This window comes from Bacillus salipaludis (assembly GCF_030938565.1).
Classification (GTDB): domain Bacteria; phylum Bacillota; class Bacilli; order Bacillales; family Cytobacillaceae; genus Neobacillus; species Neobacillus salipaludis_A.
On record NZ_JAVGVR010000001.1, the window covers coordinates 3,306,907 to 3,318,996 of the forward strand.

The 12,090-nt window shown below is 37.0% G+C and carries 12 protein-coding genes and 1 pseudogene; 10 read left to right on the forward strand and 3 right to left on the reverse strand.

Annotated features, from left to right (window positions below):
* Positions 1 to 78 precede the first annotated feature (78 nt).
* A complete protein-coding gene (locus tag RCG21_RS16480; RefSeq protein WP_133340197.1) occupies positions 79 to 1,890 on the forward strand; it encodes a phospholipase C in 1,812 nt (603 codons plus the stop codon).
* A 272-nt stretch (positions 1,891 to 2,162) separates the two neighbouring features.
* Positions 2,163 to 2,327: a hypothetical protein gene (locus RCG21_RS16485; RefSeq protein WP_308913409.1), complete on the forward strand. Its 165-nt coding sequence runs from the start codon at positions 2,163 to 2,165 to the stop codon at positions 2,325 to 2,327.
* Between the two features lie 251 nt (positions 2,328 to 2,578).
* Here the strand turns inward: RCG21_RS16485 and RCG21_RS16490 are convergent, their stop codons facing one another.
* Positions 2,579 to 2,896 (reverse strand): heterocycloanthracin/sonorensin family bacteriocin, encoded by a 318-nt coding sequence (locus tag RCG21_RS16490; protein ID WP_133340199.1) that lies wholly within the window; start codon positions 2,894 to 2,896, stop codon positions 2,579 to 2,581.
* Positions 2,897 to 3,465: 569 nt separating this feature from the next.
* On the opposite strand from RCG21_RS16490, the gene RCG21_RS16495 reads away from it, so the two are divergent.
* Entirely contained in the window at positions 3,466 to 4,239 is a 774-nt protein-coding gene (locus RCG21_RS16495) for a hypothetical protein (protein WP_308913410.1), read from the forward strand.
* A gap of 200 nt (positions 4,240 to 4,439) precedes the next feature.
* Here the strand turns inward: RCG21_RS16495 and RCG21_RS16500 are convergent, their stop codons facing one another.
* The gene (locus RCG21_RS16500; protein WP_165976422.1) at positions 4,440 to 4,598 is read right to left on the reverse strand and encodes a hypothetical protein; all 159 of its coding nucleotides are present in this window, start codon (positions 4,596 to 4,598) and stop codon (positions 4,440 to 4,442) included.
* A gap of 387 nt (positions 4,599 to 4,985) precedes the next feature.
* On the opposite strand from RCG21_RS16500, the gene RCG21_RS16505 reads away from it, so the two are divergent.
* From RCG21_RS16505 to RCG21_RS16535, 7 genes and pseudogenes are all read left to right on the forward strand, one after another.
* The gene (locus RCG21_RS16505; protein ID WP_308913411.1) at positions 4,986 to 5,405 is read left to right on the forward strand and encodes a GNAT family N-acetyltransferase; all 420 of its coding nucleotides are present in this window, start codon (positions 4,986 to 4,988) and stop codon (positions 5,403 to 5,405) included.
* Between the two features lie 574 nt (positions 5,406 to 5,979).
* On the forward strand, positions 5,980 to 6,894 hold the full coding sequence (ltrA, locus tag RCG21_RS16510; protein ID WP_308913412.1) for a group II intron reverse transcriptase/maturase: 915 nt from the start codon (positions 5,980 to 5,982) through the stop codon (positions 6,892 to 6,894).
* 5 nt (positions 6,895 to 6,899) lie between these two features.
* A complete protein-coding gene (locus RCG21_RS16515; protein ID WP_308914268.1) occupies positions 6,900 to 7,271 on the forward strand; it encodes a group II intron maturase-specific domain-containing protein in 372 nt (123 codons plus the stop codon).
* 471 nt (positions 7,272 to 7,742) lie between these two features.
* A complete protein-coding gene (locus RCG21_RS16520; protein WP_133340525.1) occupies positions 7,743 to 9,281 on the forward strand; it encodes a CehA/McbA family metallohydrolase domain-containing protein in 1,539 nt (512 codons plus the stop codon).
* 110 nt (positions 9,282 to 9,391) lie between these two features.
* A complete protein-coding gene (locus RCG21_RS16525) occupies positions 9,392 to 10,450 on the forward strand; it encodes a HupE/UreJ family protein (protein WP_308913413.1) in 1,059 nt (352 codons plus the stop codon).
* Positions 10,451 to 10,493: 43 nt separating this feature from the next.
* Positions 10,494 to 10,577 (forward strand): annotated as a pseudogene (locus tag RCG21_RS16530) (DUF3953 domain-containing protein); the annotation flags it as partial.
* Between the two features lie 156 nt (positions 10,578 to 10,733).
* On the forward strand, positions 10,734 to 11,285 hold the full coding sequence (locus tag RCG21_RS16535) for a helicase (protein ID WP_133340529.1): 552 nt from the start codon (positions 10,734 to 10,736) through the stop codon (positions 11,283 to 11,285).
* A 198-nt stretch (positions 11,286 to 11,483) separates the two neighbouring features.
* Here RCG21_RS16535 and RCG21_RS16540 read toward each other — a convergent pair whose 3' ends face one another.
* On the reverse strand, positions 11,484 to 11,867 hold the full coding sequence (locus tag RCG21_RS16540) for a VOC family protein (protein WP_133340531.1): 384 nt from the start codon (positions 11,865 to 11,867) through the stop codon (positions 11,484 to 11,486).
* Positions 11,868 to 12,090: the final 223 nt, after the last annotated feature.

Below are 12,090 nucleotides of genomic sequence, written 5' to 3' on the forward strand. Positions count from 1 at the left end.
TTTCCTATTACTTTACATTCTTTTAGTTAAATATTATTGAAAGAAATAATATTTAGAGATTCGTGGAGGAGATTCTAATTGAGAAAAGGAATACGTACAGTCACATTATCATTAACAGTATTATCGCTTATGGCAGCACCTTTTGTTGGGAAGGTAAACGCTGAGGTTCCTAAAACCGCATCAGTAGAAAAGCAATTTGCTCCTGAATTAAAAACAGTTTCCCCGATAAAACATACAGTAGTAATTTTTCAGGAGAACCGTACGTTTGATAATTATTTTGGAACATATCCTTATGCTCGTGGATTTAAATCACTTCCCGGAACACCTAAGGATGTTAGAAATTTCAAATATGTAACAGGTAGTGTACCAAGAGATGTTAACGGGAATGTCTATAACCCTGATTCAAATGGAAATCCGGTATATCCTTGGCATGATGCAGGTAAGGGTGAAATCCAAGAAACAGATGTAAATCATGGTTATACAGCTATGATCTCCATGGCCGATGAAGGAAAAATGGATAAGTTCTATCAGGTGAATCATGATAGTGGCAAGCCTACTGATACAAATGACAAGGGTTTACTATCTATGTCTTATTTTGATTACAATGAAATTCCTGCTTATTGGCAGTATGCTCAACATTTCGCGATGGCGGACAACTATTTTCAGCCTGTTTATGGACCGTCAACGCCAGGTGCATTCTATTTAGTGGCAGCGCAATCTGGAAACGGAAATGAAACCACGAATACAAACACAAATCCTAAGGCTCAAATTACGGGTGACCCATCTCCTAAAAACGGTCCATTTGGCGGGGATAGCACCAATGGACTAAAATATAATCTCACTTACAAAAATATTGGCGATGAGTTAAGCGCATCGAACCAATCCTGGGCATGGTATGCTGGGGGATGGGATGCTGCAAAAGCAGATCCGGCTTCAGCTGAAGCAAAGACGTATTCACCGCACCATAACCCGTTCCAGTATTTCCAAAACTATGAGGATGGGAAATATGATAATAATCTAAAAGATTACAATAACTTCGCAAAGGATATCGATAATGACAATCTTCCTGCGGTTAGTTTTATAAAGGCTGGTTATGGAGATGATGAACATCCTGGTACTGGAAACCAAAGTACTCCATCAGCAGAAGAATTTACAGTAAATACGATTAACAAAATCATGAGCAGCCCATATTGGAAAGATACAGCCATTATTGTTACGTATGATGAAGGCGGCGGATTCTTTGATCATATCGCCCCTCCAACTGTAAATCCTAACGCGGATGGATTAAAAGGTGATGGACCACGCATTCCGGCAATGGTCATCTCCCCATATGCAAAAGAGAACTATGTAAGCCACGTTCAATATGACCATGCTTCGGTTTTGAAGTTCCTGGAATGGAACTATGGTTTACCTGCATTGAACAGCAAGGATGCAAATGCCAACAATATGTTAGATATGTTTGATTTTGAACATCCTAATTTCTTGCCTTACATGTTTAACGATGGTGATTTAACTGCCAAGTCTTCCAATGGGCCAGTTGTTGAAGTACAGCTAAACAATGCCTTATTGGGCGTAAGCCATCCTGGTGAGGCGTCATTTGTAGACAAAAAAGGTAATGTAATGGTCCCATTAGACGATTTTGCCCGTAGCATTAATGGTTCAGTGACTCAAACAAAAGAAAATCGTCTGGTCCTAACAACAAATCAAAAAGACATTGAATGGAAGGTGCAGGGGAGTACAGCGTTTGTAGATAATAAACCAGTACATCTTATAACACCTGCTATCAAGAGTGAAACAGGTATCACCTATATTCCGCTTAAGTCTGCAGTTGATATACTTGGTTGGTCAATGGAAAAACAGGGTAACAACATTGTTGTGAATAGTAAATAACATAAATCATATTTTAGGCTGACTCGGAAGGTCTATATGGGACCGACTGAGTCATTTTTTTATTCATACAATTCAAAGATATAAAATGTAAGATAGGAAGTGGCATCACTTGTCACTTGTGGGTGACAACGGTTGTATGGGCTGAGTTTAAATTGAGCGAAGAAGTAGTAGCTGCTTTAAAAAAATATAAATTTGATGATGTAGCCTTATTAGCTATTTAAAAAACAGTTAGAGATACTATTCTTGGGGCATTTCACGATGTTTTTTCCTTATTGGACGCTGTAAGAGACCCAGAAGTTGTTGAGCTTGATGATACTTGGCTTGGATTAACACTAAGCGAGCCTAATGAAGAAGAAGAGAACGAAGGATTTCTCCACGATGAGGTTTATGATGCCTATTGGGATTGGTCGGACCAAAGAAACAAAGATGAAGATTAATAATGAATAAACAGCTTAAGTTAACGCTAACGGGTGTTTGAATTTAAGAAGGGGAGGTTGCTGTGGCAGCCTTTTTTAATTGAGCTAACGGGGCAGGTTAGTGAAAGAACGAATTCCTAATGGTTACGATTGTGCACCATCAGTTAATGTACGATTTTTTGTCCAAGATTATAATCAGGAAAGAAGTGCCCTTGCGGCAAATTATGCATGGGCACTTTATTTCAATAGATATCCATTTTTTCTTTTGTAAATTAGTAATTGTACCAACCGTTGTAACCGTTGTAATCGTTGTATCCGCTATAACAACTACCACAGCCGCCACAGCCGCCACAGCCGAAGCAGCCGAAGCAACCGAAACATCGGAATCCTCCACAACGAAAGCCCCCGCAACGCATACCGCCGCAACGCATTCCACCACACATCATGCCACCACCACAACGCATACCGCCGCCGCAACGCATTCCGCCAAAATGACGCGGATCATTGATGTTTGGATCAATGGTAATTAAATTACCAACTTGGAAATTATCCATTCCTAACATTTGAAGTTCATTTTGAAGATTCTGCATTTTTTCCTCCATTTGTATTTATTAATTAGGTTAGTCATACACCTATATAGAGAGATGAACGAGGGTTATTCGTCAGTTTCGTTTAAATGAAACCATTATATATACCTGTACTCTCTTCAACAAATTATGATTTCTGTTAGGTCATTGTCACTGATTTAAGTGCCTATTTCACTTTGAGGTAGTATTATATGCTGATTCATTACATAAAAACTTGTGGTTGATTAATCTGATATACTGTTGAAGTTGATGAATCATTGTATGAAAACTAGGATTTAGAATGTGAAAGAATGCACTTAAAGTAACGGGTGCAAGACTTGAAGAATAACAATGCATTTTTTCAGCATTGCTTTTTTGTGGTCATCTGCACATCTTGGGGCCAGATGATCACTTTGTCTTTTGTCAAAACGAAAACGTGAAGTGAAATATACCTTATTCAACTTTGGGGCAGGTTAGGTCAACAAGGGGTATTAAATAAAGGATTAAATTTCCGTATGCAAAAAATGATGAGTATAGTAGAATACGCTGGTTAATAACAATGTAAAAGCTAGCTTGAGAAGAGGTATGTAAAAATGAAATTTCTTGCGTTTTCTATAATATTTGTTATTTTTTATGGCATCTTTGATTGGTTGATAAATAAAACCAATTTTCATCACAAAATATTTCATAACAAATTACTTGGTAAGCCTCGAAAGTATAAATTTAAATTCACCAGAACTGTTTTAATTTTAATAATCGCTCTCTTTACATTCATCTTAGAGTTAGAGAAAGGTTCCCTTAATGAAAAATATGGTAAATTTAATTATATAAGTATTATTATAGGTGCCTTTTTGAGTTCTATTTATGTAAACTTTGCACCATTGATATTTAGTAGAAATCCCTCATTAAGGAAAGATAATTTAAAAGGTATAGCGAAATTAATGTATCAGGATGTTTCAGATGATCCTTGGGATAAAGAGAACCTTACGAAAGAAAATTTAGATTTCACTATTGGAAGCATACGATTTATTGATATGTACTCAAAAAGATTAATGAATACTAAGATTCTGAATGAGCACAAAGATAATTTCGTGCGTCGAATTGGTGCATACATTGGGGAAGTGATTAAACGTAAAATAAACCAGGACTTTAACTGGTACGAGATCGATTCAGTAAAAGAGTATTCTGTTAATTTTGCTGGATTAGATAGTAGAGAGAATCAAAGTGTTCTTTATTCCCAAAAGAGGGATATTGTTATTTCACCCTTATCTGAAGTATTTCAATTCCTAGAAGGACACTCACCATATACTAATTTACAAACTTATGTAGAAGAAATGATTAAGAACAATTCTTTAATACAAAATTAGAAAAAATTATTCAACTACCATGACAGTATAATGGAAAATTCAAATGGGAAGTGCAGTAATAAAGAACTAATGGTGTCATTGTTCAAAAAGTAAAGCCCTCCAATTCAACAGAAATCAGAGGGCTTTTTACAACAACGTATTAACGATTAGGTTACATTCGCTTACTCAATTTTTTAAATGAATAAATCGTGGTAAGAATCCTAAACAGCAGCGATTGCTAAGTAAGAATCATTGAAATAGATAACCTCTGAAAGGACTTTGTTACCCTGAATTTTCTCGAAAGTTTCTCTTGCTTCTCTTTCTGTGTCAAACTCAAACATTCTAGTTTGTTCTTTTGAATGGACAGTAATTACCCACATTAAATAAATCCCCCAATTAAAAGATAAATTTATACCCCCGTGTTTTGTGAATGGATAAGTGACTTTAGAAGCAATTGAAGTGAATAGGAGTATGGTTATTTCTAACAAGGACGATTATAACATGCTCATATCCTTATGCCGATTCTAATTGTTACAAATTATTGACATTTTTGTATTTCGAGGTTCATTTTTTACTTAGATTCCCTCTACTGGAGCAGACGATTGTTATTCCACAAACAGGCCAGATTGTGGAATAACCTATTAAATTGTGTTGTGAAGATTGAGAAGAAATGTACATAAGTTAACTAGGAGATTAGTTTAAAAAAAACCACTGAAATTATGGTAAAATTTAAAAACTTAGATATGCGTATTATAGGGGGAGTATAAATGGATATAGAAATTCAAAGTGATTTCACCAATTCAAATCTCGATGAAATGAAGGAAATTTATGCTTCAGTTGGGTGGACGAAACATACAAACGAGATCATTAGAAAAATATTCGATGAAAGTAATGTCATAGCCTTAGTTAAGGTCAATGGAAGAATTATTGGAATTGGCAGAGGAATGACAGATGGCGTTTTTAATGCCGCAATTTATGATGTAGTCGTTCATCGAGATTTTCAAAGGCAAGGAATAGCTAAAAAAATAATGGAGTTTTTATTGGATAAGCTTAGAAATGTTTCTTGTGTACATTTAATATCAACAACTGGTAATGAAGGATTTTATCAAAAACTTGGATTAAAAAAGCTGAAAACAGGAATGGGAAGATATTTAAATCCAAGTCTAAGTCACGAGTATTTAGAGTAATTTTCCTTGTTCAACTACGGGTGCTTATGTAAAAGAGGGGAATGCTGCGGCATTTCCCTTTTCTTATGTGCGCCCGGCATGGGCGATAACTTGGTGGTGAAAGTCCACTACAGGCTTGGCAGTAGGAACTGTTAGCCAATAGCAAGGGTGTCCACCGTGAGGTGGAATCTGAAGGAAGCTGGAGGCAAATTCTCGAACTGACGAACAGAAACTATATACAAGGCTGAATTGGGGAGGACGAATCTGCATAGCAAGATAAAGTCCAATACTGCCCGAACCCCATACAGTAAATATAGCAGTTACATGAGAAGAAGGTTATCGCTCTTACCCGGGGAGGTCTCACGAACGAGCGAACTCGCTCGGTTGAAAAAAGATTTATCGTGAGAAGTCAGCAGAGGTCATAGTAGTTTCCAGTGGAAATGAAGGACTGAACAATCTTAAATCTTGGAAAACAAGGAGGTGTAGGCACCCCGCCTAATCGCAGAAAACATCGCGGTATAGACCAAAAGATGGCTACCTATGAAGAAATAGGTTGGAAACCGAAGGTTACATAGGAGTGCGTAGGGATGCCAACATGGGTATGAAAGAACAAGATGGTATCAATTTAATCAATAAAGTTATCGCAAACGAGAATCTTTGGAACGCTTATGAAAAAGTGAAAAGTAACAAAGGAGCCCCCGGGGTTGATGGGATTACCGTATATCAATTGAAATCACATATGGAAAAATACTTACAACCTCTTAAACAGAAACTTATGGAGGGAACTTACCAGCCCCAACCTGTCAAAAGGGTTGCGATTCCAAAACCGGACGGTTCCAAAAGATATCTAGGAATACCATGTGTATTGGATAGAGTGGTACAACAAGCCATTCTCCAAGTAATTGAACCAATCATAGATCCATACTTCTCTGAGAATAGCTTTGGTTTTCGTAAAGGCAAGAATGCCCACCAGGCAATCAAACTTGCCGAACGGTATTATCAAGAAGGATACAGAGTAGTGGTGGACTGTGACTTGAAAAGTTATTTTGACACAATTCATCACCAAAGAGTTAGAGCTTATTTAGAGGAGTTCATTTCGGATAAAATTGTCCTTAAACTGATTTGGAAATTTCTTCGTTCAGGCATTCTTGACAAAGATATTTATATCGAAACCACAGAGGGAGCACCGCAAGGTGGTCCGTTATCCCCGATTCTAGCAAATGTCTATTTGAACAATCTGGATAGAGAACTAGAAAAGAGAGGGCACCGTTTTATTAGATATGCGGATGACTTCGTCATCTATGTCAAAAGTAAACGTGCAGGCGAAAGGGTAATGGACAGCGTTGCAAGCTACATCGAGAAAGACCTCGGACTAGTTATAAACCAAAAGAAAAGTACAGTGTGTGGTGCAACTTCGGCTACATTCCTTGGGTTCAATATACATAACCTCATGGGAAAGTCGGTTGCCGACCAAGTGAGTCGGCAAAACAACGATTTAAAAATAAACTAAGGAAAATAACCGGTCGAAAATGCCCGGGTGAGTTCAAAGAAATCGTAACGAAAATAAACCAATTAACCATAGGGTGGATTAACTACTACGGGATATCCCGAATGAAGAAATTCATTGTAAAAACTCAAAAATGGTTAAATCACCGACTCAGACAACTCATCTGGAAGAGATGGAAAAAGCTAAGGACAAAGTACAGGATGCTTCGTAAATATGGAATTAATCATGATGATGCCATGAAATTAGCAAACTCCCGTAAGGGATACTGGCGGATATCTAAAAGTGAGATTCTGCATCAAGCGATAACAAAAGAAAAACTCACAAAATGGGGATTAAAAGATATATCCCAACTTTATGAGTTACGATACTTAAAAGATTGAACCGCCGTATACGGAACCGTACGTACGGTGGTGTGAGAGGTCGGGGATTAAATTTCCCCTCCTACTCTATTGTGGTAACTGGCAGGATAGCATTCCTGTTGATCGTTAATTTTCGACTTTGAAAAAAGGGCTCCTCAGTAACTGTAGTTTTTTTGTATTTGTAATTTATCGTTATGATAAAACCTCTTCTCAATAAATGTAGAGGTTTTTTATATTCGAGCCCCTAGTTTGAAGTTTCTAGGATTGCTATTGAAGGAACTTAGCATTCAAACTAAATTAGTAAATTAAGGAATTCTTAACAGTGCATTAATAATAGATTTACAATTCTAATTTATATTTAAGTAGTCAGAAAGATTAGAAATTGATGAGAATTTTAATTAATTTTTAATCAAAGAATGAGAGCAGTTTGTAGCTAACTCTTCTTATGCTCAATGATTAATATTGATTTTAATTTAAAGGGGGAAAATTAACATGAAATCTAGGTTCAAGAAAAAGGCTATTCCATTCATAGCAACGACAGTTCTCGCAACCACGGCTATAACAACCCAAACTTTATTTAATGACGGTGGTAATCAAAACGCTAAAGCACAATCATTGTCAAAAGAAGAAGTGAAAAAGAATGGTGCATCATGGCTTGCAGGTGACCACCATGTACATAGTGAATGGAGTGTAGGTTGGGACAATTCAACAAATCCTCCAACTCCAATTAGGGGTGGGGATGCTATCTATCCAATCTCTAAAAATGCCGAAAATGGTAAAAAGTATGGACTTGATTGGATGATGACAACAGATCATGGGGGTCCTAACCATTCCAAGGTCAACTTAGAACAAGCTTATCCTGAATTAGTAAAATCCCGTGCAGCTGTTCCTGAAGTTCTTCAATTCTATGGAATGGAGTTTGACACACCAGCAGCTGACCACAGCACTCTAATGATTCCAAAAGGTGAAAAAGAATCACAAGTGCTTTATGATCTTGAAAGCAAGTTTAATTCTCGTGATGCTTATCCAAATGACCCAAGCCGTAATACGGAATCAAAAATGATTGAAGCTCTGAATTACATGAAGCAAATGGACGAGCTTCCAATTTCTATCGCTCATCATCCATCCCGTTCAGCGACAGGTGTTGGCGTATGGGGACAAGATACTCCGCAAGAGTTCCGTAATTGGAATGATACAGCACCAAATATCTCTATTGGTATGGAAGGTGCTCCTGGACACCAAGCAAGTGCTATTAATCCAGATGGAACTCTTGACCTTAAAGGATCTCGTGGTAGTTATTCAAACACAAACGCTCCAACAATGGGTGGTTTCGATCAGATGAGTGCTATCGTTGGTGGTTTATGGGATTCGATGTTAGGTGAAGGAAGACACTGGTGGATTACGGCTACTTCTGACTCACATGTTAACTGGCGTGATGGAGGAAGTGACTTCTGGCCTGGTGAATATTCTAAAACATATGTAAAAGCAGAGAAAAATTATCAAGATGTAATGGAAAACCTTCGTAAAGGTAATGTATTTGTTACCACGGGTGACCTGATCTCAGAACTTGATGTTAGAGTACAAGCAGGAGGCAAATCACCATTGCATGCAGAGGCAAAAGGAAATACAGCATCCATCGGTGAAACACTTACACTTCCAAGTAAGAAATCTGATGTAACAGTAACAGTTCGTATCAAAGATCCAAACACTGCGAACTCTCACGGAGATAAGCCAAATGTTCAACGTGTTGATTTAATCATGGGAGAAGTTAAAGGAAAAGTGGAAGACCGCTCAACTGCCTCAAATCCTACAACCAAAGTGGTGAAGCGTTTCACAGAAAGTGATTGGAAAAAAGACGGTGAATACATCACCATTACTTATACTTTAAAAGATGTGGACAAAGATAGCTATATTCGTTTACGTGGTACTAACACTGATCAATTAGAACCAGTAAAAGATCCTAAAGGTGAAGATCCATGGAATGATCTTTGGTTCTATTCAAACCCAATTTTCATCAAATCAGATAAATAAAAGGGTAAAATGAAAAAATGGCGAGGGGGTTTTAAAAATCTCCTCGTCTTTAAAATTATCTTATGTCAAGACATAATTGAAAGAAAACAAAAGAAATGGACGTGTACATAATGAAAAAGTTATGGTGCTTTATTTTTCTCCTATTACTTTCATTTAGTTCTTTCCTTCCTTCCCCAGTATTTGCTCATACCAACAACAGTGAAGGTTTTTCAACCATTGAGGTTAAAAAGAATGCATTGGATTATGAATTAAAGCTTGATTTGGAGGAGTTGGGACATTCTCTTAAAAAGGCTATGGATCAAAAGGAGTTAATTGACCATAAGGTATTGCAGCGTTATATCAATTCCCATATCAAGCTTTATGCAGACAGCGAATTGGTTGAGGGTAGCGTATTAAAAACGGATATAGAGATGATTAAGGAGCGGCCGTTTGCCATTATAAATTTAGCATATAAAACAAACCATAAACCAGAAAAACTAGTAGTCGAATATAATATGTTTATGGATGATTCCGACCCAAGTCATGCAAATTTTGCAGCAGTAAAAATGGACGGGAAACAACAAGAAAAGATTTTGACATTCGAATCAAGGGAATTTGAGATTGGTAAAATAAGTTTCTTGCAGAATGCCACACAGTTTTTGGTGCTTGGCTTAAAACATATTTTTACAGGTTATGACCATATTCTGTTTGTCATCAGTTTGCTTTTTGGAGCAAAAACGATTCGGCATATTCTTTCCTTAGTTACAGCCTTTACAATTGCACACAGTATTACTTTGGCTTTGGCAACTTTCGATATTGTTCACCTACCAACCAGATTTGTAGAATCCGCTATTGCTTTAAGTATTATTTATGTAGCACTTATGAATATTTTTAATCAGGACTCAAAACACCAGCCATGGCTTGCCTTTGCTTTTGGGTTAATCCATGGATTCGGATTTGCAGGCATTCTTTCCGAAATGAGATTAGATACGAACCATATGGTCACTTCACTTGTATCTTTTAATATCGGGATTGAAATCGGTCAATTATTAATCGTTTCTATAGCATTTCCGCTCATTTTGTGGATTAAGAAATTAACCCTAAAACCAATTAAATGGGTTATCCCTGGTACCTCAGTGGCCATATTAGCATTTGGAATGGTATGGTTTATTCAACGAGCTTTTTATTAGGTGAGGAATATAATGGAAAGTATTTGGAAGCAAGTTTAGAAAAGAACGAAAAGTAATGGGGTGTCTAAGTATAATTGTGTCTATATTTATTTTATTTGTATCAATGGAAGGTTTCTTATTGAAGTAACGGGTGCAAGAGTTGAAGAGCCAAGACGTCATTATCGACAGCTTTTTTATTGTCTAACGGGGCAGGATTGTTGAAGAGTTCAGATTATTCTTTTTCAGCAATCAGGACAGATTGCAGCATAAGCTTATATTACCAATTCGCAAGGAGTGATTTTAAATGAGTGTTGAAAGAGATAAAATATACCCCGATTGCCCAACTCTTATTAAAACAGTCGAGGTTGGCGGTCTTACGAAATCGCAGCTTCTTCAAAAATTGCAACAACATTCTATTTTGATGAATGAGCTTGGAGAGAGGCTGTTCGCTGATGATAAATTTACTTTTTCGGATACGATATACAGTGTGAGGGCTGTTGAACTCAAAGTTCGTGATCTTGGCTTTCCCGAAGGAGCTACTATACCCCAGCTTTTTGAAAAAGCGAACAAGGTTGGCTTAAAATTATGCCCCCTTGAGCTAGGACCACACTTAAGATTGGAGTATCTGGATCAACCCGAAGGTCATTCGGGGAAGCCTTTTTGGCGACATCGAGCTCCGTATGGCTCCGTTACAATAGCATCGGAGATACTATCCGAAGACGTCGACTTTCCGAAGGGTTTCTATCTGAGACGAATTGAAGGTGTGCTGTGGTTGCGCGGATATATTGCTGATGATCTGCACGTCTTGGGGCCAGATGATCACTTTGTCTTTTGTCAAAACGAAAACGTGAAGTAAAATATTCCAAATTCAACTATCAGGTGCAATACTTAAAGATCCAGCTGCCAATTCAGGCGGCTTTTTTATTGTGGTAACGGAGGTTAGTTAATAATAGGACGCATTTGATGTGAAAGGTGCGACACAAATGAGATTGTTGAAAAAGGTTTTCTTGATGTATAAAGAGCAAAGGTAAAACAATACCTTTGCTCGGAACATTTAACAATTACAAATCATTAGAACGTTACCGTCCAAATCTTGAAAGTTAAAATAGGCAAAATCCCCAACTCGCTCTATTTTTTTAACAATTGTTATTCCTTTGTCTTTAATAAATTTATATGCTTCATCAATATCTTTAACGAAGAAATTAAATAAAACATGATTAGAAGGTTTTAATTGAAAACTTGGATCTAAAGTGTGATCGTCTAATGTAATACCTGTTTCGGCTGAGATAGGGATATTGTAAACGGGAGATGAAACATTTTCCTTTATAAAAGGTATTCCAAGCAATTTACTGTACCATTCTGCTGATCTTTCTAGGTCACTGACATGAATAAAGACATTATTTACCTTACAAGTTATTGGAGAAACAATTGAATTCATAAACATTCCACCTCGTTTAGTTTTACCTTACAAATTCAACAAAATTTTAAAAAAACCTTTAAGAAAAGTGACGTCGTTTTATGAACAAAATGTGCTTGTTCAACTAACGGGTGCGTTCGTAAAAATGTTGTTGATTGCTTTCTAACTTGTGTAACCAAGGATTCGGAAGCCAAATTAATAGTTCTCCCTTTTACAAACGTTTGTCAAAGGGTTAGGTACCGAT